Annotated in this window: 19 protein-coding genes; 14 read left to right on the top strand and 5 right to left on the bottom strand. The window is 69.8% G+C overall.

Annotated features, from left to right (window positions below):
- Nucleotides 1–7: 7 nt before the first annotated feature.
- The 3 genes from asnB to fabD form a co-directional block, all read right to left on the bottom strand.
- On the bottom strand, nucleotides 8–1978 hold the full coding sequence (asnB, locus tag STRNI_RS37845) for an asparagine synthase (glutamine-hydrolyzing) (protein ID WP_266439827.1): 1971 nt from the start codon (nucleotides 1976–1978) through the stop codon (nucleotides 8–10).
- A 4-nt stretch (nucleotides 1979–1982) separates the two neighbouring features.
- Nucleotides 1983–2246 (bottom strand): acyl carrier protein, encoded by a 264-nt coding sequence (locus tag STRNI_RS37840; RefSeq protein ID WP_229838387.1) that lies wholly within the window; start codon nucleotides 2244–2246, stop codon nucleotides 1983–1985.
- A 71-nt stretch (nucleotides 2247–2317) separates the two neighbouring features.
- On the bottom strand, nucleotides 2318–4042 hold the full coding sequence (gene fabD / locus STRNI_RS37835; protein ID WP_159491329.1) for an ACP S-malonyltransferase: 1725 nt from the start codon (nucleotides 4040–4042) through the stop codon (nucleotides 2318–2320).
- A 205-nt stretch (nucleotides 4043–4247) separates the two neighbouring features.
- On the opposite strand from fabD, the gene STRNI_RS37830 reads away from it, so the two are divergent.
- Complete coding sequence (locus STRNI_RS37830) at nucleotides 4248–7886, top strand: ATP-binding protein (protein WP_277412860.1); 3639 nt, start codon at nucleotides 4248–4250, stop codon at nucleotides 7884–7886.
- Nucleotides 7887–8058: 172 nt separating this feature from the next.
- Here STRNI_RS37830 and STRNI_RS37825 read toward each other — a convergent pair whose 3' ends face one another.
- On the bottom strand, nucleotides 8059–9117 hold the full coding sequence (locus STRNI_RS37825; protein ID WP_277412859.1) for a LysR family transcriptional regulator: 1059 nt from the start codon (nucleotides 9115–9117) through the stop codon (nucleotides 8059–8061).
- Between the two features lie 65 nt (nucleotides 9118–9182).
- Here STRNI_RS37825 and STRNI_RS37820 point away from each other — a divergent pair, with 65 nt between their 5' ends.
- The 12 genes from STRNI_RS37820 (at nucleotide 9183) to STRNI_RS37765 (ending at nucleotide 22115) form a co-directional block, all read left to right on the top strand.
- A complete protein-coding gene (locus STRNI_RS37820) occupies nucleotides 9183–10145 on the top strand; it encodes a DMT family transporter (RefSeq protein WP_229838385.1) in 963 nt (320 codons plus the stop codon).
- Between the two features lie 63 nt (nucleotides 10146–10208).
- On the top strand, nucleotides 10209–10511 hold the full coding sequence (locus tag STRNI_RS37815; protein ID WP_141725548.1) for a hypothetical protein: 303 nt from the start codon (nucleotides 10209–10211) through the stop codon (nucleotides 10509–10511).
- Between the two features lie 50 nt (nucleotides 10512–10561).
- Nucleotides 10562–11071 (top strand): hypothetical protein, encoded by a 510-nt coding sequence (locus tag STRNI_RS37810; RefSeq protein WP_093637903.1) that lies wholly within the window; start codon nucleotides 10562–10564, stop codon nucleotides 11069–11071.
- Nucleotides 11072–11097: 26 nt separating this feature from the next.
- The gene (locus STRNI_RS37805; protein ID WP_093637906.1) at nucleotides 11098–11421 is read left to right on the top strand and encodes a hypothetical protein; all 324 of its coding nucleotides are present in this window, start codon (nucleotides 11098–11100) and stop codon (nucleotides 11419–11421) included.
- A gap of 37 nt (nucleotides 11422–11458) precedes the next feature.
- The gene (locus STRNI_RS37800) at nucleotides 11459–12937 is read left to right on the top strand and encodes a pyridoxal phosphate-dependent decarboxylase family protein (RefSeq protein ID WP_148588742.1); all 1479 of its coding nucleotides are present in this window, start codon (nucleotides 11459–11461) and stop codon (nucleotides 12935–12937) included.
- Nucleotides 12934–14007, top strand: a complete 1074-nt coding sequence (locus tag STRNI_RS37795) for a cupin domain-containing protein (protein ID WP_274733335.1) — start codon at nucleotides 12934–12936, stop codon at nucleotides 14005–14007. Before STRNI_RS37800 ends, STRNI_RS37795 begins: the two co-directional genes overlap by 4 nt.
- A gap of 87 nt (nucleotides 14008–14094) precedes the next feature.
- Nucleotides 14095–14793 carry a type 1 glutamine amidotransferase domain-containing protein gene (locus STRNI_RS37790; RefSeq protein WP_262037904.1) on the top strand — a complete coding sequence of 233 codons (699 nt, stop codon included), beginning with the start codon at nucleotides 14095–14097 and terminating at the stop codon, nucleotides 14791–14793.
- 344 nt (nucleotides 14794–15137) lie between these two features.
- On the top strand, nucleotides 15138–15929 hold the full coding sequence (locus STRNI_RS37785; RefSeq protein WP_093637917.1) for a 2OG-Fe dioxygenase family protein: 792 nt from the start codon (nucleotides 15138–15140) through the stop codon (nucleotides 15927–15929).
- A gap of 28 nt (nucleotides 15930–15957) precedes the next feature.
- Entirely contained in the window at nucleotides 15958–17541 is a 1584-nt protein-coding gene (locus STRNI_RS37780) for a class I tRNA ligase family protein (RefSeq protein ID WP_277412858.1), read from the top strand.
- Nucleotides 17534–18877, top strand: a complete 1344-nt coding sequence (locus tag STRNI_RS37775; protein WP_109887141.1) for a lysine N(6)-hydroxylase/L-ornithine N(5)-oxygenase family protein — start codon at nucleotides 17534–17536, stop codon at nucleotides 18875–18877. The genes STRNI_RS37780 and STRNI_RS37775 overlap by 8 nt, the downstream gene beginning before the upstream one ends.
- Entirely contained in the window at nucleotides 18874–21192 is a 2319-nt protein-coding gene (locus STRNI_RS37770) for a WD40 repeat domain-containing protein (RefSeq protein WP_277412857.1), read from the top strand. Before STRNI_RS37775 ends, STRNI_RS37770 begins: the two co-directional genes overlap by 4 nt.
- Nucleotides 21189–22115 (top strand): DMT family transporter, encoded by a 927-nt coding sequence (locus STRNI_RS37765; RefSeq protein ID WP_277412856.1) that lies wholly within the window; start codon nucleotides 21189–21191, stop codon nucleotides 22113–22115. Before STRNI_RS37770 ends, STRNI_RS37765 begins: the two co-directional genes overlap by 4 nt.
- Before the next feature lie 87 nt (nucleotides 22116–22202).
- Here STRNI_RS37765 and STRNI_RS37760 read toward each other — a convergent pair whose 3' ends face one another.
- The gene (locus STRNI_RS37760) at nucleotides 22203–22850 is read right to left on the bottom strand and encodes a TetR/AcrR family transcriptional regulator (RefSeq protein WP_277412855.1); all 648 of its coding nucleotides are present in this window, start codon (nucleotides 22848–22850) and stop codon (nucleotides 22203–22205) included.
- A 53-nt stretch (nucleotides 22851–22903) separates the two neighbouring features.
- Here STRNI_RS37760 and STRNI_RS37755 point away from each other — a divergent pair, with 53 nt between their 5' ends.
- Nucleotides 22904–23881, top strand: coding sequence for a GNAT family N-acetyltransferase (locus STRNI_RS37755; protein WP_277412854.1), 978 nt, complete (start codon nucleotides 22904–22906; stop codon nucleotides 23879–23881).
- Nucleotides 23882–23891 lie beyond the last annotated feature (10 nt).

Below are 23891 nucleotides of genomic sequence, written 5' to 3'. Positions count from 1 at the left end.
CTCCGTCCTAGGCCGACAGGGCGCCGCTGCGCCGGTCGACGACGTACAGGGGGACCCCGAGCGGGGTCCGGCGGCGGGCGTTGCCGCGCACGTACCAGTGGTGCAGCCAGACCGTCGACGCCAGGAGGACGAAGGCCTGGTTCTCCTTCGTGCCGATCTGCTCGGGCGGGCTGTCGAAGACGCGGTCGGTGAACCGCTTCACGAAGCGCGCGTCGAGCACACCGATCTCGTCGAGGGTGTGGGGGTCGGTCAGCAGCTCACGGTGCTCGGGGCGGGAGCGGACGAACGCGGCGCTGTCCGGGGCGCGGTAGGGGAACTTTCCCTTCTTCACGATCCGTTCCGGCAGCACGTCGGCGTAGGCGCGCTTGAGCAGGTACTTCTCGTCATAGGGGTCGCCGAACCGCAGGTTGACCGATGCGGCGCGGCGGACCACCGCCGGGTCGAGGAAGGGGCAGCGGTTCTCGACGCCGTGGGCCAGCGTCATGCGCTCGCCCTGGGTCGAGAGCAGGTAGCCGCTCAGGAGCGTGCGGAACTCCAGCCACTGAGCCTTCTGCACGGGGGTGAGCTGTGCGTAGCCGGGCTCGTCGGCCACGAGTTCCCCGAGGGCCGCGAACGGGTCGCCCGTGTTCTTGAGCAGGCGTGCGGCGAAGCGGCCGTTCTGGAACCGCATCTGGTGGGAGAAGAGGCCGGGCAGGGTCTCCTCGGTGAACTGCCGGTAGAGGCCGAGCATCCGGCGGTGGCCGTCGTCGCTGTTGAAGTGGCGCAGGTACGGGTAGATCCGGCTCAAGCGGCGCAGGCGGGTGTCGTCGTCCAGCTCGTGCCAGGTCGAGAGCAGCTGCGTGTCCTTGAAGATGCCGTAGCCGAGGAAGGCCTCGTCGGCGCCCTCGCCGCTGAGCACGACCTTGATCCCTTCGCTCCGGACATGGCCTGCCAGCAGGTACATGGGGACGAAGGCGGTGCGGAAGACGGGCACCTCGGCGTGCCGGACGGCTTCGGGGAAGGCGTCGACGACATCCTCGTCGGTCACGCGCACGGTGGAGTGGCGCGTGCCCAAATGCGCTGCCAGCTCGGCCTGTTCGGCCGATTCGTCGAACTCCGCGTCCTCGAACTCGATCGAGAACGTCCGCAGCGGGCGGTTCGTCCGCTGGGCTGCGAGGTGCGCGATGATCGAGGAGTCCAGGCCGCCGGAGGCGTAGACGCCGACCTCGACATCGCTGCGCAGGCGCACGTCGACCGCGGCTTCGAGGTCCGCGCGGACGAGCTCGACGGCCTCCCGCTCGCTCTCCGGGGCCGGGCCCGCGTCCAGGTCGAGCGTGGCCCAGCGGCCACGCCGGACCTCGTCGCCGCGCACGGACAGGTACTCACCCATGGGAATCTGCTCGATCCCGCGGTAGCCGCTCTGGCCGGGCAGCGGGGTCCAGGTGGCGAAGACCGACGCCATCTGTGCCTCGTCGAAAGCGAAGCTGAAGTCGGGGTAGGCGAGGAACGCCTTCATCTCGGAGGCGAACAGCCACGCACCGCGGTGGCGCGCCACGTACAGGGGCCGCTTGCCGAACCGGTCGCGCACCAGGTGCAGTTCGCCGGTGGTGCTGTCGTAGAGGGCGAACGCGAAGGCGCCGTTGAAACGGGGCAGGCAGTCGAGGCCCCAGGCGGCCCAGGCGTTCAGCACGACCTCGGTGTCGGACGCGGTGCGGAAGGCGAAGCCGCGGGCGGTCAGCTTCTCGCGCAGCTCGCGGTAGTTGTACAGCTCGCCGTTGTAGCAGAGCCAGTAGCGGCCGTCGGCGCTGCCGACCGGCTGCGAACCGGTGGACAGGTCGATGATGCTCAGCCGTACCGTGCCCATGGCCAGCCGGTCGTCGAGCAAGCAGCCCGCCTCGTCCGGACCGCGGTGCTCGATCTGGGCGAGCATGCCGTGGATCAGGTTCTCGTACTCCTGCGGGGGCAGGGAGCTTCCGTAGAAGCCGGCTATGCCGCACATCGCGTCACCGGCTCCCGGCGGCCCGCGCGCGGGCGGTGTCGACGAACCCGACGATGCCGGACAGCGAGACCATGACGTTGCCGAGGATCTCCTCGCCGAGCGGCACGCCGTACTCCTCCTCGACGTGCTTCATCAGCGAGAGGTAGCCGAACGAGTCGAGGATGCCCGCCTTGAACAGGTCGGTGTCCTCGGTGATGTCCGAGTCGAACTCGAACATGAACTGCTCTTCCATGTGCTTCTTGAGTTCCTGCTTCATGGCTGTCGTCACCCTCGGGATGGTCGGTGCGGGACACGTGCCGGTGGCCGGCGCGCGTGGACTCTTCTCTGTTCGGCAGGGCGTCAGGGGGCCGCGAGCCCGGCAGTGACGATCCGGGCCAGCGCGGGCCACTGGGCCCGGATGAAGAAGTGGTCGCCGGGAAACCGGTGTGTGGTCAGGGGCCGGGTGCTCTCCCGTTGCCAGCCCTCCAGGTCGGCCCGGGTGAGCTGCTCGTCGTCGCCGGCCATGGCGGTGACCGGCACGTCCAGCGGCGGGGCGTCCTCGTGCCGGTAGGCGCCCAGCGCGGCGAAGTCGGCCCGCAGGACGGGCTCGTAGAACGCCATCAGGTCGGGGTGCTCCCACAGCTCCGCCGGGATCCCCCCGAGCTCCTTGAGGTGGTCCCAGAAGGCGTCCGTGGACAGCTCCCAGGTGTGGCGCTCCCGGCTCGGGATCGACGGTCCGCTCTCCCCCGAGACGAACAGGTGGGCCGGTGCGGGGAGCCGCTCAGCGCGCAGCCGGCGGCAGAGCAGGAGCGCCAGCCGGGCTCCGAGACTGTGGCCGTAGAGCGCGTACGGGGCGTCGAGCCGGTCCCGCAGCTGCCTGAGCAGATCGTCGACGATCGCGGCGGGTTCCCGCAGCAGCGGCTCGGCGGCGCGCCGGCCGCGTCCGGGGCGTTCCAGCGTCACGACGTCGACGTCCGGGCAGTGTTCGGCGAGTCCTGCGTAGGCGCGCTCGTCGCCTCCGGCGTAGGCGATGCAGAACAGGCGTGGCCGCGACCGGGGCTGCGGCTTCGGCACCTGGCGGGCGGGGGCCGCGTCGATCTGCCGGATCATTCGGGTCAGGACTCCTCCCTCGCCCACCTCACGGCAGTGGCCGGCGGTCGTGCGCTCCAGCAGGTAGCGGACGCTGTCCAGCCACTGCACCGATCCGCAGATCTGCTCGCTGAGCGTCGCGGCGATGTCCTGGTCCGTGTACGGCCGCGCGGTGAGGTTGGCGATCACCGTGGCCCGCAGGGGCGCGAACCGGAAGCCTTTGAGGAAGGCGGCGAACTCGTCGCGGGCGGGGGCCATGAACCGCGAGTGGAAGGCGGCCGAGACCTTCAGACGGGCGACCCGGGTCCCGCGCGCGTCGAGCGTCTTGTGCGCACGCTCGATCTCGTCCAGAGCCCCGGACAGCACGGTCTGGACAGGGGTGTTGATGTTGGCGATGTCGAGCCGCGACAGGCCCTCCTCGGCGAGGAAGGCCCGCACCTCGTCCGCGTCCGGCCCCACGACGGCGAGCATGGCCCCGTCCGTGGCCCGGGCCATCAGCTCGCCCCGCTTGACGACGAGCTTCAGTCCGGTCTCGAAGTCGAAGGCGCCGGCGGCGTGCAGGGCGTTGTACTCACCGAGGCTGTGGCCCAGCAGGTACGCGCCCTCGGGTTCGCCGCGCTCCAGCGAGTCCTGGTAGGCGAGGGCGTTGACGACATAGAGCGCGGGCTGGGTGTAGCGCGTGTCGTCGAGCCGCCCGTCCGGGTCCTCCAGACACAGCCGCGGGAGGTCATGGCCGAGGACGTCGCCGGCCGCCGCGGTCAGTTCGGGGAACCGGTCGAAGAGGCCGGCTCCCATGCCGCGCTTCTGGGACCCCTGGCCGGGGAAGAACACGGCGGGCGGTCCCGCTGCGGAAGCCTTCACGCCGGGCCCGCGGCGGTGAGTTCTCGGGTGATGGCAGAGCAGTCGTCCGGCGGGTTCATGGCCTCCCCGTTCAGCGGTGGTTTCCGATGACGGGCAGCCTGCGACACCCCCCTTGCAGCGGCCTGGCCGGAACATTGGCGAATCCTTGCCGTCCACTGCAGCGGTTTTGCGCCAACCTTGCCGACCCCCGGCAGACACCTTGCCGTTCCCTTGCCGACGGCGGATCTTGATCTTGGAATGCCCCGTTCCCTATGCCAAGATCCGGTTTGGAAGGGCACCTGCCGCACAGCGCCACCCGCCCGTCAGCACCAACGCGCGTGCGAGAACGATTGGGACCGACATGCCTCCATTCCCCATACGCAACCCGGCCCCGACCACCCCGGCCCCCGCGGCCGAGCCGGACAACGCCCCCCTCCTGCTGAGCGTTCTGGGTCCCCTGTCGGCACGCCACGACGGCCGCGACCTCCCGCTCGGCCCGCCACGCCGCAGGGCCCTGCTCGCCCTGCTCCTCATACGCCCGGGGCGCGTGGTGCCCACGGAACTGCTCATCGAGGAGCTGTGGGGCGAGGAGCCCCCGCGTCAGGCCGTCGCCACGCTCCAGAGCCACGTGTCCCACCTGCGTCGCGCACTGCAGCCGGCGTCCGGGCCCGACCGCCCCTCCATGCTGCGCCACCGCGCGCCCGGATACGTCTTGGAACTGCCCCCCGAACAGATCGACGGCTGCCGCTTCGAGCGCCTGGTAGCGGAAGGGCGACGGCTACTGGAACGACGCGACCCGCTCGCCGCGCGGGACCGGCTCGGCGCGGCCCTGGCACTGTGGCGGGGCTCGCCCTACGCGGAGTTCGACGGCCATCCCCCGCTCTGTGACGAGAGTTCGCGGCTCGAACACGTCCGGCTCGCCGCCGTGGAGGCCAGCGCGGAGGCCCGGCTCGCCCTGGGAGCGGCCCAGGAGGTCGCCGCGGACCTCGACCGCGAGGCACGCCGCCACCCGGCGCGGGAACGCCTGGTCGGCCACCTGATGACGGCTCTGTCCCGGCTCGGGCGGCAGGCCGAGGCGCTGGAAGCGTACGAGAGGACCCGCGTCCACCTGGACGAGGAGTTCGGTGTGGGCACAGCCGCCGAACTCCGCCGGGTCAGGACCGCGATACTGCGCCAGGAGCCGGGGACGTGCGGGCCCACCGCGGGATCACACACCGCGCGCCCCGAACCCGCCGGGCCCGCGCTGGGGGCTCCGGTGATCGGGGTCGCGAAGGCGGACGACGGCGAGAGGACGCGGAGGACGGAGGCGCGCCCGCCCGTCCGCGCGGCGCAGGAGCCCGCACGGCCCGAGGCGTCCGGTGGGGCCGGCACGGCAGGCGCCGAACCGGGCGGGCCGTTCACGGCAGCAGCCCGCTGTCACGACTCTCGCCGGCACGGCGCCGGGTCCGCGGAAGGGGGAGCGATCGGAAGCGCTGCCGCAGGCGGGGCGGGAGCGCCGCGCGTCACCGCCGGACCGGGGCACACATGCCGGCCGGTGACGACCGCCGAGGACTCACCGTCTTCCATGGCGGATTCCCCTGAGGGCGCGCGTCCCGCGCGGGACGCGGAGACGCCGAAGAACGGCACGATCCGCGAGACCTTAAAGCCGGGCGCCCAGTCGCCGTTCACCGGCCGCAGCGAGGAGTTGCAGCGGCTGACGGCCGCGGCGGCGAGCGCGCTCGCCGGCCACGGGCACGTGGCGGGCGTCCTCGGCCCCGCCGGTGTCGGCAAGACCCGCCTGCTGCTCGAACTCGTCCCCCGGCTGGAAGCCGCCTGCGCCGGCCAGGACGACGCCGACCGGAAGTGTGCCGGCCTGGAGGTGATCTGGAGCCACTGCTTCCTGAGCGAGGGGGTACCGCCCTACTGGCTGTGGACCCAGATCCTCAGGCGGCTGTCCACCACCCGCCCGGACGCCTTCCGCGACGCGGTGAAACCGTTCGGCACCCTGCTCGCCCCACTGATGCCCGAGCACGCGGCCGGACCCGGCCGGCCGGCCCCCGAACCCGACTGGGGCCAGGCCCGGTTCCTCACCCACGACGCGGTCTGCGAGGTCCTGCTCGCCCTCGCCACCCAGCATCCGCTCGTCCTCCTCATGGAGGACCTGCACTGGGCCGACACCGCCTCCCTGGACCTCCTCAGACTGCTGAGCACCCGCAGCCAGGGCCACCCGCTCGGCATCGTCCTGACCGCCCGTGAGCACGAGGTCGGATCCGACGCGACGCTGCGCCGCATACTCGCCGAGGTCCTGCGCGGTCCCCGGACCGAGACCCTGCGGCTCGGCGGCCTGTCCCGGAACGCCGTCGCCGCCATCGTCGCCGCCCAGGCCGGGCCCGGTGTCGACGCGAAGGTCGTCGAGGTGCTGCACCGGCGCAGCGAGGGCAACCCGTACTTCGTCATGCAGCTCCTCTCGCTGCTGGCCGACGCGCGGAGCCTGCGCCGGCCCGACGCGGTGGGCGTACTGCTGACCCGCATCCCGACGGGCGCCCGCGAGGCGCTGCGCCAGCGGTTCGCCGCGCTGCCCGAGACGGTGCTACGCGTACTGCGGCTGTGTGCCGTCATCGGCACCGAGGTCGACACCGATCTGCTGGACTGCACCGCCACCGAGGACGAACCGGTCGCCGAGGCACTGGAGTCGGCGATCCGCGCCGGGCTGCTCGGCGAGGACCCCCACCGTCCGGAAGGGCTCCACTTCGCCCATGCCCTGGTCCAGGAGACGCTCATCGACGAGCTCTCCCGCGAGGACCGGCAGCGGCTGCACGCCAGGGTCGCCGAGGGGTTGTGCGCCCGCAGGCCCCGGCTGGTGGAGGACGAGGAGATCGAGCGGGTCGCCCACCATGCCTGGCAGGCCAAGGGCGCGCTGCCGATTGCCGACACACTTCCCCTGCTGCTGCGCGCAGCCGAGCAGGCCGAGCAGCAGCTCGCCTACGAACAGGTGGAGACCTGGCTGCGCCGCGCGGTGCACCTGGTCGGCCTGCTGCCGCCCGACGACCCCTCGACCGCGTCCCTGGACCGGCGGCTGCACATCCAGCTCGGCCAAGTGCTGGCCACCACCCGGGGCTACGGCCACTCCGAGGCCGAGACGGCACTCGCCCGCGGACGGGCCCTCAGCGAGGTCACCCACTCCCCCGAGGACCCGTCGGTGCTCTGGGCCCTGTGCGCCTCGCACCTCGTCACCGGCCGCTACGACGACTCACGCCCGTTCTCCGGCCTGCTCCGCGACCTCGCCGAACGGTCCGGCCAGCCCGTGGCGGTGCTCGGCGCGGCCTACGCCGAGGGCATCGTTCTGCACGTCCGCGGCCAGTTGCCGCAGGCGCTCACCGAGCTGGAGCACGGCGTCGCCATGGCCGACGGCTACGCCCGTGAGGGCCATTCCCTGGCCCGCACCTTCCAGCACGACCCGCGTGTCTCCTGCCGCTCCTACGACACCTTCACCCATTGGCTCATGGGCGACCGGAAGACCGCCACGGCACGCCGCCGCGAACTGCTGGGTCTCACCGAGTACGACAGCAGGCCCTCCGACCGCTCCTTCGCTCTCTATGTGGACGCGGTCGTGGCGGCCTGGGAGGGCGACGTCCGCACGGCCCATTCCTCCGGTGCCGAGGGAGCCCGCCTGGCGGACGAACACGGGCTGCTCTACTGGAAGGCCATGCTCGCCACGCTGGAGGGCTGGGGCCTCACCCACTCCGGAAGGGTGGACGACGGTCTCACGCTGATGAACTCCTCCCTCGCCGAACTCCGCAACTCCAGAACCCATCTGCGCCGCCCCCTCCACCTGGGCCTCCTCGGACAGGCCCAGCACCGGGCCGGACGGACGGAGGACGCGAAGACCACCTTCCACGCCCTCCTCGCGGCCGTCGCCCAGCGCGGCGAACACGTCTACCTCCACCCGGAACTCCCCGCCACCCGTCTCCTCCACGACCTCCTGGGCCGGGGCGCGGCGGAGGCGGCAGCGGCCGGGTGAGGGGCCTGACTCTCTCGGTGTCCGGCCCGGGTCACCAGGGTCATTCGTTCAGATCGGCCCGGATCAGCGAGCGGGGCCGGTGCCGTGGACCGTAGGACGGAGGAGGGAGTCGTGGCCGCGCCCTGGCCGCCGACGACGCGTCTGAAGCCGGACATGGCCGCCTCTTCCGTCGTTACTCCTCAGGTGAGGATGCCGGAGCGGGGCCGGTGCCAAGCGGTAAGTGCGAGGTGACCGCCGGTGGATCCGGCGGCGCGTCGGTGTCCGGACTCGCTTCTGCCGCGAGGGGCTGCTCGTCCGAGGCGCTCTTCCGCGGAGCGTGCGGAGTCAAGCTGGGCTCGGTCCGGTAGGCGACCCGGATCATCTCCGCCATGAAAGCCCGCACGCCCGGCGTTTCGGCGTCGGCGGCGGTCGCCACGACCACACTGCGGGTCACGGTCGGCCGGCAGGGAACGAAGCACACGCCGGGGGGCGCGGATTCCCGCACCATGCGCGGTACCAAGGTCACCGCGAGGCCCGCCGCCACCAGATGGAGTTGCGTGGCGTAGTCGGACACGCAGTAGCGCACCTCCGCCTCCACCTCATGCGCGCGCAGCAGTTGCAGCAGCGCTTCATGGGCGTCGCTTCCCTCGGGGCAGGTGGTCCAGAACTCCCCGTGAAGATCGCTCAGCGCCACGAACTCCCGGTCGGCGAGCGGGTGCCCCTCAGGAACCGCTAACTGGGCGTCCTCGTAAACCAGCCGGGTTATCCGGATGCCCGGCGGCATGTGCGCGGGGCGGTGGGTCCAGCTCTCGGTGACGACCGCGTCCAGTTGGCGTGCCTGCAGCATCGGGATCATGTCGACCGCTTCACCGTCGCGCAGCGAGGGTTCCAGGCGCGGGTGACGGGTGATCAGACTGCTCAGCACAGGGGGGACCAGGGCGCGCAGGGCGCTGGCGACGCCGCCTATGCGCAGCGGACCGGCGACGAGACCGTGGAGATTGGCGAGGTCGCGCTCGGCGTCGTCGAGCGTGGTCACCATGGCCTGTGCGGACCTCGCCAGTATGTGTCCGGCGCTGGTCAGCCGGATGCCGCGGCCGTCTCGTTCGACGAGCCGGCACTGGACCTCCTTCTCAAGTTTGCGCAGGTGCTGGGACACCGCCGGGCCGGTGATGTGCAGCACCGCGGCCGCCTCGCCCACAGAGCCGAGCCGGGCGACGGCGGCAAAGACACGTAACCTCTCCCAGGTGATCATGTAAGGCAGGCTAATGCTTTTTGGTAATGAATCTTGAATAGTGTTACGGGGCTCACGCTGGGATCGTGGACGTTGTGGATGCGACCTCAACTCCCCCCGTAACAACCGCAGATGACAACGAGCGGACTCCGCGGCATGGCACCGCGGCCCCGGTCGTGTTGGTGATCAGCGGTGCCGCCTGCTTGTCGGCTTCGGCGATGTTTGTCAAGCTCGCCGACGTCACTGCGGGAACCGCGGCATTCCTTCGTTGCGCCCTCGCCCTCGCAGTACTTGTGCCGTTACTTGTTCATGAGGTAAGGCGAAAAGGGCGTCTGGCGCGGCCGCTTCAGGGATATGCAGTGGTCGCGGGCATATTCCTGGGCGTGGACTACGTCATGTGGACCATGAGTATCCTGGATGTGGGTGCCGCGGTCGCCACAGTGCTCATCAATGTGCAAGTCATCGCATTCCCTTTGCTGGCGCGGATCATCGACGGAACAGCGATTTCTCGTCGATTCCTGTTCACCATTCCCGTGATGTTGGCCGGAATCGCGCTGTCCAGCGGCGCTCTGGAACACGGTGAGGGGGACGGAAACCCGGTACGCGGTGCGGTGCTGGGTGTCGCCGCCGGCATCGCCTACGCCGCGTATCTGTACCTCAACCGGGTGTCGGGCGAGCGCAGCCCGGCGCACGTGGTGACACCGATCTGCATTTCCACCGGTGCCGCCGCGGTGGCCGCCGGCGTCATCAGCCTGTTCACCACCGGCATCAGCCTGTCGATGTCGCCGATGTCATGGGGTTGGGTGATCGCCCTTGCCCTCCTCGGGCAGGTCGTGGCCTGGCTGCTGATCAGCACCGGATCGCCCAAGCTCGCCCCGAACACCTCCGCCGCGCTGCTGCTGCTCCAGCCGGTCATGGCCATCGGATTCGGACTCATCATCCTCAGGGAGACGCCCACCGCCGGCCAGCTCGTCGGCTGTGTGGTCGTGATCGCCGCAGTGTGGTTCTCCAACCGCAGGCCCTCCCCGAGCAGCACCAGCGGTTCGTGACGGAAATGCCCGATACACAGCACAACTCTGACCCGAAGTAGCTGCCAACGGACTGGAAGCGTCATGAGTGAAGCGACTCTCGCAGTGGACGACTATCACCTGATCGCCCCGATCACCCTGCCCGGCGACGGCCGGGCGCCCGGTGACGTCAAAGTGCTCAGCGATTCGGACGAATACGACGCGTATTTCCGCATTGAGCATCAGAGTGACATATCGCCGGACACCTGGATGAAGACCGTGCTTTCCGTTGCGGAACAGGTCAGCGACGATCTTCCCGCGACGAGCCTCGAAGAGAGCGAACAGGCTCAGATTCTTGACGGTCTCGCCATCATCCTGCAGCACACGCTGCGGCAGCTGGCGACCTGAAAATGGGCCGGTTTCCCGACATCACCGACCGAAGGGGGAGCACGACAGCAATGCATATCTCGGCCGAACAGCAGACGGCAGTGCGCCGGTGGAAGCTCGGGCACCACGTCTTCCATCTGCACCTCACAGTGATGAACACCTATCTCGCATCGCTGGAGAAATCGATCAACGAAGAGGACTGGCGGTCCGTAAGCCCGCTGCTGACCAAGCTGAGCAGGCTCTACGGCGCCGCGACCTCCTGCATGCGCTACGCATCGGATTTCCCGGAGACGGCCTACGAAAGCCTTATCAGGCCGTCGATGGAGCCGCCGTGGCTGAACCCCGGTTTCTCCGGAAAGTTCAACAGCGACCACGAGCGGATGCTCGACCTCATGCGCACGATCCGGACGAGCCTGAAGCGGGCGATCCGCTCCGGGGAGGTCCCGGAGGAGGTCGAGAGAGCGGCCACCCAGCTCTGGCGCGCACAGTCCCACAACCGCGCCAACCACAAGCTCATCTGCGAGAAGTTCGTCCCGGGCGGCCAGTCGCTGCTCCAGGACTACTTCAACGCCAACGCCTGACCGACACACACGAAGAGGAGATTGTCATGGCCATCACCGTGATCGAGACCTGGTACCTGAACGACGAGTCCGCCGGCCAGGCGACCACCGTCATGCAGCGCATGGACGACGCGCTCGGCGACAACGCCCATGCGCACCCCGGCTGGAACGGACACGCCATCTTCCTCCAGGACGACGCCGACCCGCACCTGGTGACGTGGCAGTACTCCTGGCGCAGCAAGGAGGACCACCAGGACCTGCTCACCTCCGAAGAGAGCCTGGCGGAGCCGCTGTACCGCAAGTACTGCACGCGTCCGCGGCACATCCGCTACGCCACCGAGCTGGAGGTGGAGGTCGAGCACGACCACTGATCCGTCGGACTTGATTGCGTATGACCTAAGGACACACATGAGTGAGAACGTCGGGGACTGGAGCCCCGAAGAGCTGGAGAAGAACGGTCAACTCCTGTTGTCGCAACTGCGCGAGCACTTCTCGACCCTGGGGAACCAGCCCGTCACCACCCAGCGCTCCGCACAGGAGATCCGTGCGCTGCTCGACGAACCGCTACCGGACGCCCCACAGCCATTCACCGAGATCCTGAGCCAGACCTGGGACGACGTGCGTCCCAATCTCACCTTGTGGAACCACCCGCGGTTCCATGCGTACTTCAGCAACAGCTCCAGCGGGCCGGCCATCCTGGCCGAGATGTTCACCGCCGCGCTGAACGTCAACGTGATGCTGTGGGACGCCGCTCCGGCCGCCGCAGCCGTGGAACTGACCGTCCTGGACTGGCTCGCCCAGATGGTCGGTTACACCGTGGCGCAGGACTCGGTTCTGGTCGACGGCGCGTCCCTGGGCACGCTCTACGGACTCGCCGCGGCCCGGGAGCACCTCGCCGGACTGGACATCAGACAGCAGGGGCTCGCCGGCCGGGACGTGCCGCGGTTGCGGATCTACACGTCCGACCAGACCCACAGCTCCATCGACAAGGCAGCCATCACCCTCGGTATCGGCCTCGACAACGTGGTGCGCATCCCCGCCGACCCCGACGGCCGGCTCGACCCGAACGCCCTGAGGGAGCGCCTGGAAAGGGATGAACGGCTCGGCTACCGCGCGATGGCCGTGGTCGCCAACGTCGGCACCACCTCCGTCGGAGCGATCGACCCGGTCGAGGAGATCGCGGAGATCTGCGCCGCGCACGACACCTGGCTGCATGTCGACGCCGCCTACGGCGGGTTCTGGAGGCTGGCCCCGCAGGTCGGCCCACAGCTTCCCGACCTGTCGCGTGCGGACTCGCTGGTCGCCAATCCGCACAAGGTCCTGATGTGCCCCATGGAAGCCAGTGCCCTGTTCTGCCGGCACCGCGACGCCCTCACCAACACCTTCCGCGTCGTACCGGAATACCTGCGCACCCGTCACGAGGACGGCAGTGTCGACTTCATGAACTACTCACTGCAGCTGGGCCGGCAGTTCCGCGCGCTCAAGCTGTGGTGGCTGATCAAGTCCTTCGGCGTCTCGGGTCTCACCGACCGGCTCAGCGCCGCGGCGGCCCTCGCCGAAGGGCTGCGTGACAGGGCGCGCTCCGACCCGGACTGGGTGGTGGAGAACGACACCCCCTTCCCGTTGGTGTGCCTGCGCTACCAACCCCACGACCAGGAGCTGGACCCGCGGGACGTCGACGAACTGAACCGGCGTATCCATAGGGCCGTCAACGAGGCCGGGGGCTCGTTCGTCTCGCACACCGTGGTGCCGTCCGGGTATGCCATCCGCGTCTCCATCGGGAACATCCACACCACCGAGGCCGACATCCACGCCCTGTGGGCCGAACTCACCACCGCCGCCCGGCGCTGCGCCGTCCCGCGCACACCAGAAGGGAGCACCCGATGAAACCGGCACTCCTCGGTGCGATACCGCCCCAGCAACAGGGGCCCACCGAGCCGGAGTCCTTCGCCGGCCGACTGCGCCGCCACCACGCCGTGGGGCGCTGGGGCGCCGCCAACGAGAACCAGTCCTGGACGCCCAACCCCCGCTCGGTGCCCGCCCTGTGGCGCTACGCGGAGCTGCGCCCCTTCGCGGTCGAAGCGGCCGAGTTCGTCAAGGGCGAGGACGCCGCGCTCCGGGTCATCACCCACCTCAACCCCGGGCACCCCGACTACGAGGCGGCGGTGGGGCACCTGTACTCGGGGCTCCAGACCCTCAAACCGCACGAGAGAATGACGGCCCACCGGCACGCGGCCTCCGCCATCCGCTTCGTGATGGAGGGCGAGGGCGGCTGGACGGCGGTCGACGGTGACCGCATGACCGTCGGCCCGGGCGATGTCGTGATCACCCCGGGCGGGCTGTGGCACGAACACGGCAACGACTCCGACGACGGTCTCGTCATCTGGCAGGACTGCACCAACGATCCGCTGGTCAACACGCTCGGTGCGAACTTCTTCGAGCTTCATCCGCAGCGCAGCCACCTCGGGACGCAGGACCGCACGGACACCCTTGCGCGCTACGGCGGCCTGCTGTTGCCCGACACCCGTCGGCGCAGCGAGGCGTCCCCGCTGTTCTCCTACCCCTGGGACAAGTGCTACGAGGCGCTGGCCGCGGCAGCACGCGCGGGGAACCACTCCCCGTTCGACGGCGTCATCATGGAATACACGAATCCGGTCACGGGCGGCCCGGTGACCCACACCCTCGGCGCGAAGCTGCAGATGCTGGCGCCGGGTGAACACACCCGCAGCCACCGGCACACGGGATCGGTCGTCTATGTCGCAGCGCGCGGCAGCGGTCTTGTGACGATCGACGGCGTGGTCCATCCGTGGAGCGCCGGCGACACCTTCTGCGTGCCGTCCTGGTCATGGCACAGCCACGCCAACCCCGGCACCGATGAGGCGGTGCTGTTCTCGTACAACGAGTTCCCCCTGCTCGACAAGCTCGGTCTCTACACCGAAGAAGCGGACGAGCGATGAACAGCGGTCGCGTGCAGCGCACTCCGCGACCGGTGAGCGTCGCCGGCGACCGCCGCACACCCACCACCATCAGAAAGGAGGACGGCCATGACATCTGTCCTGATGCTGTTATCAGCTGCCACCGAGCTCCCGCTCACCGACGGAAGCCGTCACACGACAGGATTCTGGCCGGAAGAGGTCATCGAACCTGAAGCCGTCTTCGCGGCCGCCGGCATCACCACCGTCATCGCCACACCCGAAGGCGCGCCGGCCGGCCCCGACCCCGCGGGGCTCACCCCCGAGGGGACCGGATACTCCGCCGATCACTGCGCCGCACTTCACGAAGCCGTCGAGGCGCTCCGCCCGCGCTTCACCACCCCGGTGCCACTGCGGGCCGTCAATGTCGAGATGTTCGACGCGGTGTTCATTCCCGGCGGATACGGGCCCCTGGCAGACCTGTGGGCCGACCCTGACTGCGGGCGCGTACTGAGTGCGTTCCATCAGTCCGGAAAACCCATCGCAGCGGTCTGCCATGGTCCGGCGGCATTGCTTTCGTCGTTGGACGCATCCGGCGACTGGCCTTTCAGCGGTTACGAAATGACCTGCTTCACCGACGAGGAAGAGGCCGACCTCGGGCTCCTGGAACTGATTCCCTGGACGGCTGAGGGCCGACTGGTCAAACGTGGCGCCCGCTTTTCCGCGGGCCCGCCGTGGGGGGAACACCTCGTTCGCGACCGCGCCCTGCTCACCGGGCAGAACCCCGCTTCCGCGAAGCCGCTCGCCCGTGCGCTGTGCGAAATACTCTGAGACGACGCACGCCTGACTTCGTGTGACCGCGGCGGATGTGACGCCGCGGTCCACGGGGGGCCACCGCCGGCATACGCGAGGCCATCCCGGCGGAAATACTGGAAAATTATTTCAACAGCCGCCTTGCACATCGCATCCTCATTCAATTACCGTGAGATGCAAGAGGGAAATCCAAGTGGTTCACTGAATTTCCCCGCCGCCGAAAGTTTCCAGAAATCCGAGTCGAAGACATCCTCGGTTTCACAATATCGGCAGGCATCTTCCATCTCCCCGTTAAATCCAAAACCCCGCCCGGCCTCGTCCTGGCCCGGCGCGGAATTCCCATAGCGAAGACGGAGGAAGACATGACGACCGTAGCTGTCGAAACGACAACACGTCTCATGGGCAAAGGATTTGAGCGCTACGACTGCGAAGACTTCCTGGAGGGGCTGGGCGACCGTGACGCCGACGCGCTCTTCGGCCAGCTCCGGGACGCCTTCACGGAGCTGCCCCCGGACCCGTACGCCGAGAGGGCGCACCGCTACCGCAGGTACGGACGCGCGGTGCTGGTGCCCTGGGAGCAGTCCCTCACCTGGCTGCCCACCCACCAGGACCCGGTTCTGGGCCCGGTCACGGAGTACTACCAGGGCGACCACAACCCCGAACACCCCGGCCGGCGCCGCCGCTTCCCCGCGATCTCGGCGGCGACCCGGGCCAATGCGCTGCTCCGCCAGATCATTCTCTTCGACGCCCGGGAAGCCACCCAGCTGGACTCGCTCCGCCACGGGCTCGTGCATGTCGGTGTGCACCTCCTCAAGCTCGCCGTGGACGGCTCCGAAGAGGAGGCCGTGCCCTCACCGAATGTCCTGCACCAGGACGGCGAACCCTTCACCTTCGCCCACCTGATCAGCCGGGACAACGTCACGGGCGGCGTCAATGTGATCGCACCCCCTCGATGCGCCGGCCTGCATCCGGAGGAAGTCAACAAGGAGCTGATCCAGGCCGAGTTCACCCTGGACCGGCCGCTGGATTCCTACGGCGTCTACGACCCCCAGGTCAGCCACTACGTCAGCCCCGTGCGCCGTGGCACCGAGGCACGCCGCGGCGAGCGCTCCGTCCTCCTTGTCGACTTCACCCCCTACGTGCCGCACATCTAGCCTCCCCCCTCCCCCACCCAGGAGTGACATGACCAGCGAAACCCAGGCACCACAGCGCTATCTGATCGTGCCCATGCATCCGACGCCCAACGGGCGGCTGCACATCGGGCATGCGGCCGGCGCCTACCTCCGTGCCGATGTGCTCGCGCGCCACCTGCGCCGCGAGGGCCACCAGGTGTCCGTGATGAGCGGCAGCGACGCGTACGAGAACTGGATCCTCCTCGACGCGCTCGACGCCGACCGGACACCGGCGGAGACCTGCTGGCGCTTCCACGCGCTCATCGGGGACGACCTGCGCAGCCTCGGGGTGGAACTCGACGAGTGGATCAGCCCCCTCGACGACGACCACGCCGAGCCCTACCAACGGGTGCACGAAGAACTGCTGAAGCGGCTCGCCGACGCCGGCACCGCCAGGAAGGTACCGGACCCCACGCCCCGCTCACGCGACACCGGCCGCCATGTCATCGGTGTGTGGCTGAAGGGCACCTGCCCCCAGTGCCATACGCCCGGCGGCGGCAACGCCTGTGAGGCCTGTGGCTACCACTACCAGCCGGCCGAGATCCTCGAACCGCACTCGCGGCTGGACGAAGGCCCTCTGGAGTGGGAGGACTTCGACAGCTGGTACCTCAGCCCGCCGTCCGTCGAGGACGTCATCGACGCCGTCCACGCCTCTGACGTGGCAGCCGACTTCGCCGATATCGCGGCCACCTACCTGCGGCAGACCAAGGGTGCGGTGCGGCTTTCACAGCCGGGCGACTGGGGAATCCCCAGTGAGCTGGCCGGGCCCGAAGGAGTGCTGAGCAACCCCTACTTCGGCTTCAGCCTCTACTGCGGAGAGGTGTACCGCCGGCGCCACGGCACCGAGGTCAACGCCTTCCACCGCGACTCCGGTGTCATCACCGTCGGACTGTTCGGCATCGACAACGCCATCGGCGGAGTCGCCGCCAGCCACGCGATCGCCGCGTCCCACGGCGAGCTCAAGGCGTTCGACCACATGGTCACGAACTACTTCCTCGACTTCGAGGGCGAGAAGTGCTCCACCAGCCGCAAGCACGGCATCTGGCTGCACGAACTCCTCTCCCGCACGTCGGCGACGGCGGACGAACTGCGCTACCACCTCAGCCATGTGGATCTCACGTCCGGCAGTGACAACTTCGCCATCGCCGCATTCGTCGACAGCGTCAACCGGGTCCGCACCCAGTTCGCCGCTGCCGAGGCCCTGGCGTCCGACACGGACGGCGTCCTCACCGCGCAGGACACCGAGCGGATCGTGCGGGCCGTCCACCAGCAGGGAGAGAGCCTGCGGCCCGGCGCGGCGGTGTCCCTGCCCGCCGCGGTCCGGGTCCTCGACGACTGGCTGGCGGCGTCACCGGCCGACGGTGGTGGCACGGCCTGGCTCACCGGTCTCGCCCTCCTCGCCGAGCCCTTCATGCCGGTCGTCGCCCAGCGCCTGTGGACGGCACTCGGCCGGGCGGGACGCCCCCGGCTCGCCGACCTCGGCCGGGAGAACGGCCGCCGCACCGCCACCGCCACCGCGCCCGCGGAGCCGGAGAAGACCTTCACCGCCAATGAGATAGCACCCGTGTGCCACCTGAGGAGCGACCGTGTCTGAGCACCACACCCACCGAGCCGGCTCCACCGAAGACCTCGACGTCCTCGGCATCGGAATCGGACCCTTCAACCTCAGTACCGCGGCACTGCTGCCGAAGGACGCCGTCACGGCGCGTTTCATCGACCGCAAGGAAGCCTTCGACTGGCACCCCGGTCTCCTCTTCCGGCACGCCACGCTCCAGTCGCCCTTCCTCAAGGACTGCGTGACCCTGGCCGATCCGACCAGCGAGTACTCGTTCCTGAACTACCTCTCGCGCAGCCGCAGGCTGAACCGGTTCGTCGTGGCCGACCACCCGAATGTCAAACGCCGTGAGTTCAACGACTACTTCAAGTGGATCTGCGCCAACCTCGACACCCTCCGCTTCGGCACCGATGTGCGGTCCCTGGACTTCGACGGCCGCGCCTTCGTCGCCGGCACCAACCGGGGCACCTACCGCGCCAAGGACGTGATCCTCGGTGTCGGCCGTGCCCCCTTCGTCCCCGAAGGCGCCCGCCCCCATCTCGGCAGCACCGTCTTCCACGGCAGCGAGTACCTGCTGCGCGACATCGACATCACCGGCAAACGCGTCGCGGTGATCGGCGGCGGGCAGACCGGCGCGGAGATCTTCGACGACCTCATCGGCGACGACTCCCGGCTGCCGTCCGAAGTGACCTGGGTGACCCGGCGCGGCAACTTCGCACCGTTCGACGAGTCCCCGTTCGCCAACGAGCTGTACGTACCCGGTTATACGCGGTACTTCCACGCGCAGTCCCGCACCGAGCGCCAGCGCCTGCTGCCCCAGCAGAAGCTCTCCAGCGACGCCATCCTGCAGCCCTTGCTGGAGTCCATCTACCGGCGGCTGTACGAGACGGACTTCCTCCAGGACCGGCGGCTCGGCTACCGGATGCTGGTGGACCGGCACTTCACCCGCGTCTCCCCCGCGGCCTCGGGGTGGCTGCTCACGATGGAGGGCCCGCAGGGCACCGAGGCGATCGAGGCCGATATCGTCATCCTGGCGACCGGCTTCAACCACGAGACTCCCGCGATCCTCGACCAGCTCTCCGACCGGCTCGTCCGCGACGAGGACGGACAGGTCGTCGTCAACGAGGACTTCTCGCTGCAGTGGGACGGGCCGCCGGACCACCGGATCTTCGCCCACAACATGTCCCTGCACACCCACGGCTGGATCGACCCCAATTTCGCGGGGATGGCGTGGCGCAGCGGCGTCATCGTCAACAGCGTGCTGGGCCGCTACCTCTACGACGTGGATGTCGACGGGACCACCGTGGACTGGGGAGGCAAGACCACCACCGCCCTGGAACTGCCCGCACCGGAGCCCGTCGGGGCCGGTGTATGACCGAGAGGACCGGGGTGTGCCCGCCGGCGGCAGCCGGCTGGCACGCCCACCCCGCAGGGCTCTGCGCCCTTTCCTGGTCACACGACGGACAACGCCTCGCCACCGGAGGCAACGACGGCCTCATCAAGGTGTGGCGGCCCCGCGAGGGCACCGCGGACCTGCTGCTCACCCTGCGCGGCCATGACGGAGCGGTGCGGTCCCTGTCCTGGACCCCCGACGACACCCTGCTGGCTTCCGGCGCGGAGGACGGGACGGCCGTGGTGTGGGACAGCTCCACCGGCGAGCGCCAGGCCACCCCGCAGCGCAACCGGCGGTGGGTCAACGCCGTCGCCTGGTCTCCGGACGGCAAGCGGCTCGCCGCCGCCGGCGGCGACCGGCGGATCGTCGTCACCGACCGGTACGGCCGTCCCGCCGCCCCGCCCCTGCACAGCCCCTACGGCGTGTTCCTCAGCCTGGCGTGGTCGCCCGACGGCGCCTCACTGGCCGGGACGGGCCGCGGCGCGGACCTCACCGTCTGGGATGCCACCGACTGGACCGTGCGCACGGCCCCGGCCGGCCCGGGAAGCGTCTGGACGGTGTGCTGGTGGCGTGGCGGCCTGGCCACGGGTAACGCCGCCGGCCGGGTGCGGTTGTGGGACGCGCGGACGCTGCGCCCCCGCGAGCTGATCGACGGGCACGGCGGTGCGGTCGCACGGGTCACCGCGAGCAGCGACGGCGAGGTCATCGCGACGCTCTCGCACGACCAGAGCATCGGCGTGTGGGACGCCCGTACCGGCCGGCTGCTGTGGCGCCGGGAAGATGCCTACCCGGGGTGGACCGGCTGCCTCGAAGCCTCCCCGACCGCCGCCCTTCTCGCGGGCACCGACGCGGACGGACAGGAAGTCCGTATCTGGCCGCTCGCCCCCACCGCCGCCGCCCCGCCGGAGCGGCCCGTGTCCGCCTACGTGCGCGACGCGCTCCGCGACGCCCGGCGGGCAGGTGCCGGCCATCTGACCCTGACCGAAGCGACCCGGCATCTGGGTGCCGCGCTGCCGACGCGGCCCAAGCCGGAGGGCTGGGCCGAGGCGGAGCTGGTGCGGAGCGCCGACGCGGGCGAACTCGCGCTCTACGGAGCACGGGTGGCCGCTCTGGACACGCCCTGGCTCCGGCAACTGGCCGACCTGTGCGTGGGTGCCACGGCCGCAGCGGAAGATGACCTGCACCTGTTGCCCACCGTCGAGCGGCTGCTGCGCGACACGCCCACGGTCACCGGGAGCCGTCACGCGTCGGCAAGGACGACCGCGAGCCTGGTCGGCTGTCAGCTGGTGCGCAGTGGCCGGGCCTGGGTCCGCGGCACGATGCATCCCGGGAGGCTCTGCGTGGTGGACGCCCTGCCGGAGACACCTGACGCCCCGTCGGCCGGGTACCCCGCCGGGCCGGCCGAGGAACTGCGCTACGCGCAGGACGTGGACCACAGTCCGGCAGAGGTGCTGTCCGACGTCCTGAACACCACCCTGTTCCGGCGCTGGGCCGCCGGGCGCCACGAGCTCACGGCCCTCACGGACGACCACCACTCCGTCCGGGTCACCGCGACGCGCGCACCGGGTGAAGGACTGACCGTGCGGGTGGCCGCCGAACGCGAAGCGGACCGGGACCTGCTCGTCGCGCTCCTGGCGCGCCGTATCGCACGCGCGCGGCCCGGCGCGGCCCCGCCCGCCCGCCGCGGCATCCGGATGGCCCGTCCCGTACCCGCGAACCTGCACGAGTGGGACCCGGCTGCCGTCGGGGTCTGGGCGCTCTCCCGACAGGACCTGCCGACTCGTTTGGATGACCGGGTCGCGGTCGTCGACGAGCACATCGACGACGAACGGCTGCGGCAGGAACGCCTGTTGCTGAACGACGGCTTCGCCGGGCACGAACCGCCCGACGTCCACATCTGGCACGCACCGGACGACGACCGCGCCGCGGCGGAACTGGCCTCCGAGCTGGCGACGTTGGGGCTGCGCACCGCCTACGGAGAGCACGACACGGCACGCTTGGTGGAGGCCACTCTGCCCGCCAGAACCGCCCTGCTGCTGATCACCCCCTCGCTGTCCGACTGGTCGACCTGTCCCCTCGCCGGCGCCTACGACCAGCTCACCCGGGTGACCAGGGAAACGGGCCGCCGGATCCGCTGGCTGCCGGTCACCGTGGACGCCGCACGGCTGCCGGCGGACCTCCCCGACCACCTGCACAGCTTCGACCGGTACCGGCGTGGAGGGGTGGACCCGAGCACGCGCCGGAAGAACACGCACGCCCTCCTCGGCGGAATACTTGTAGACAGGACTCGCTCATGACCATCGAGCAGACCCCCACACACGTCGGTACCAAGACCTCGATGGTCTGGTTCGCCCTCGCCGGAGCGCTGGCCCTGTGGGCGTCCGCGTTCGTCGGTATCCGCTCCGCCCTGCACGACTTCACCCCCGGCCCCATGGCCCTCTTCCGCTTCCTCGTCGCCTCGTGCGGACTGCTGGTCGTGTGGGTGGTGACCGCACGGATACGTCGCGAACGGCTGCGGCTTCCCGCGGCCCGGGACGTGCCCTTGCTGCTGCTGTGCGCCTTGTTGCTGATCGTGATCTACAACCTGGGCGTGAACTTCGGCGAGCAGACCGTCAGTCCGGGAACAGCCAGCTTCCTGGTCGGCCAGGTACCGGTGTTCAGCATCATGCTGGCCGCCGCGATCCTCAGGGAGCGCGTGGCGGTGGTCGGCTGGATCGGCATCGGCGTCGGCATCGCCGGCACGGTCGTCATGCTCTTCGCCGATCAGACCGGGCTCCAGATCAACACCGGAACGCTCTACGTTCTCGCCGCCGCCCTCGCCGAAAGCCTGTACTTCGTCCTGTCCAAACCGCTCCTGGAGCGCTACGGGGCCATGGAACTCAACGTGTACGTCACCATCCCCGGCACCCTGATGATGCTGCCGTTCGCCGGCGACCTCACCCGTCAGCTGGCTTCGGCCACGACCGGCAGCGTCCTGATGATGGTGTACCTCGGCATCTTCCCCGCCGCGGTGGCCTACCTCCTGTGGAACTACGCCCTGGCCAGGCTTGACGTCTCCGCGTCGACGTCGGGTCTGTATGCCCTGCCGCTCATCACGATCGTCGTCTCGTTCGTCTTCCTCCGGGAGCTTCCCAGCCTCCTCGGACTCATCGGCGGCGTCATCTCGCTCGTGGGAGCAGCCCTGGTCAACAGCCGCCGCGCGAGGGCGAGTCACGCATGAGCACCGCCGCCACACGGGCGGGCCTGCCCCGGACCTCGCCTGCGGCATCATCTGCCGGAGACGACGGCGCACCGCACTCCGAAGTGATCAGTAAGACCGTGCGCCGGCACCAGGGGCCGGTCGGCTGCCGCCGTCGGGCCGGGGCAGCGCGGTCGAGGCGAGGAAGTCGTCGAGCATGGTGATCTGTACGTCCTGGGGGAATCGGCCGGGGTCGAAGAGGGCCTGGACGACGAGTCCGTGGGTGAAGGCGACGGCAGCGGCGGCGAGTTGGTCCGGGTCGGCCGCTGCGGGGAGCTCGCCGAGGTCACGTGCGGCGTCGAGGTGCGGGCGGATCGCCGAGCGCAGCCGGGTGTAGCGGTCGGCCTGTTCCGTGGTCAGCCCGTCGTCGGCCAGGGAGAGGTCCCAGGAGCTGACCCAGATGCGGTTGCGTGCGGTGTCGTCCGGGGCCAGCGGCAGGATGTCCAGGAGTATGGCGCGCACGGTGGCGAGGCCCGCGGCGGGACGCGCGCGGCGGGGCCTCTCCGCGGTGCGCTTCTCCAGCAGGTCCAACGCGTGCGTGATCAGGGCCCGTTTGGTCGGGAAGTAGTGCATGAGCATCCCGGTCGAGACCCCCATCGCAGCGGCGACGGCACGCAGGGTCAGCCCGCCGAACCCCTTGTCGGCGAGTACGTGCCACACCGCCTCGGATACGTCCTTGCGGCGGGCTTCACGGTCTCCGGGTGCGGGCGGCGGCATGCTGCTAGCTTACGTACCGAACGCTTGTTATGGACCCAGAGAGCGAGGCTCCCATGTTCACCCTGCCGCTCGGCGACCATGCCCGACTCCGTCCCCTGGAGCCCTGGCAGGCACAGGAGTTCCTCGCCCATATCGACCGCGCCCGGACCTCCGTGGACCCGTGGATACCCTGGGCGACGTTCAGCACCGACCTCGACTCGGCCACGGCCACCCTCCAGCGCTACGCCGACCGTCTGGCCCAGGACACCGGCCGGATCTACGGGATCTGGCTGGACGGCACGCTGGTCGGCGGCGTCATGTTCACCCACTTCGACAGCGCCTCCGGAGTGTGCGAGATCGGCTGCTGGCTGGAGCAGGCCGGGGAGGGACGCGGCCTGGTGACCCGGGCCTGCCGGATGTTGATCGACTGGGCCTTCCAGGAACGCGGGATGAGCCGCGTCGAATGGTGGGTCGCGGCGGGCAACACCCGCAGCATCGACGTCGCCCGCCGACTGGGCATGACCCGCGACGGCGTGCTGCGGCAGCGCTCTTCGTACCGAGGTGCACGACAGGACAGCGAAGTCTGGTCGGTCCTCGCCGAAGAATGGCCGTCTCCCGGGGAAGCGTCCGGCTCCCGCGTCCAGGCCGAACTCGATCGGCTGATGCGCGTGTTCACCGGCGCCTTCACCAACACCGGCGACAGCCGGCCCGACCTGGGAGTCATCCGCGACGTCTTCATTCCGCAGGGCCGGATCATCGCGAACGTCGGGGACGAGCCCGTGATCTACGACCTCGACGCGTTCATCGAGCCCCGGCAGAAGATGCTCACCGACGGCACGCTGACGGAGTTCTGCGAATGGGAGGTCGCCGAACGGACCGAGATCTCCGGATCGATCGCGCACCGCTTCAGCGAATACCGCAAGTCCGGCTTCCACCACGGCGAGTGGTTCGAGGGCACCGGCCACAAGACCACCCAGTTCATCCGGACCCCGTCAGGATGGAGGATGTCCTCACTGGCCTGGGACGACGCACCCGCCACCGCCACCGAATGACCGCGCGGAC

Origin of the sequence: Streptomyces nigrescens (assembly GCF_027626975.1) — a bacterium.
Classification (GTDB): domain Bacteria; phylum Actinomycetota; class Actinomycetes; order Streptomycetales; family Streptomycetaceae; genus Streptomyces; species Streptomyces nigrescens.
Note: the sequence above shows the minus strand (reverse complement) of the source record. Positions and strands in the feature narration are given on the sequence as shown.

Excerpts from the sequence above, each read along its gene's own strand:
- asnB (WP_266439827.1), bottom strand. The coding sequence starts at position 1,978 with ATGTGCGGCATAGCCGGCTTCTACGGAAGCTCCCTGCCCCCGCAGGAG.
- fabD (WP_159491329.1), bottom strand. The coding sequence starts at position 4,042 with ATGTTCCGGCCAGGCCGCTGCAAGGGGGGTGTCGCAGGCTGCCCGTCA.
- STRNI_RS37830 (WP_277412860.1), top strand. The coding sequence starts at position 4,248 with ATGCCTCCATTCCCCATACGCAACCCGGCCCCGACCACCCCGGCCCCC.
- STRNI_RS37825 (WP_277412859.1), bottom strand. The coding sequence starts at position 9,117 with ATGATCACCTGGGAGAGGTTACGTGTCTTTGCCGCCGTCGCCCGGCTC.
- STRNI_RS37815 (WP_141725548.1), top strand. The coding sequence starts at position 10,209 with ATGAGTGAAGCGACTCTCGCAGTGGACGACTATCACCTGATCGCCCCG.
- STRNI_RS37810 (WP_093637903.1), top strand. The coding sequence starts at position 10,562 with ATGCATATCTCGGCCGAACAGCAGACGGCAGTGCGCCGGTGGAAGCTC.
- STRNI_RS37805 (WP_093637906.1), top strand. The coding sequence starts at position 11,098 with ATGGCCATCACCGTGATCGAGACCTGGTACCTGAACGACGAGTCCGCC.
- STRNI_RS37800 (WP_148588742.1), top strand. The coding sequence starts at position 11,459 with ATGAGTGAGAACGTCGGGGACTGGAGCCCCGAAGAGCTGGAGAAGAAC.
- STRNI_RS37795 (WP_274733335.1), top strand. The coding sequence starts at position 12,934 with ATGAAACCGGCACTCCTCGGTGCGATACCGCCCCAGCAACAGGGGCCC.
- STRNI_RS37790 (WP_262037904.1), top strand. The coding sequence starts at position 14,095 with ATGACATCTGTCCTGATGCTGTTATCAGCTGCCACCGAGCTCCCGCTC.
- STRNI_RS37785 (WP_093637917.1), top strand. The coding sequence starts at position 15,138 with ATGACGACCGTAGCTGTCGAAACGACAACACGTCTCATGGGCAAAGGA.
- STRNI_RS37780 (WP_277412858.1), top strand. The coding sequence starts at position 15,958 with ATGACCAGCGAAACCCAGGCACCACAGCGCTATCTGATCGTGCCCATG.
- STRNI_RS37770 (WP_277412857.1), top strand. The coding sequence starts at position 18,874 with ATGACCGAGAGGACCGGGGTGTGCCCGCCGGCGGCAGCCGGCTGGCAC.
- STRNI_RS37765 (WP_277412856.1), top strand. The coding sequence starts at position 21,189 with ATGACCATCGAGCAGACCCCCACACACGTCGGTACCAAGACCTCGATG.
- STRNI_RS37760 (WP_277412855.1), bottom strand. The coding sequence starts at position 22,850 with ATGCCGCCGCCCGCACCCGGAGACCGTGAAGCCCGCCGCAAGGACGTA.
- STRNI_RS37755 (WP_277412854.1), top strand. The coding sequence starts at position 22,904 with ATGTTCACCCTGCCGCTCGGCGACCATGCCCGACTCCGTCCCCTGGAG.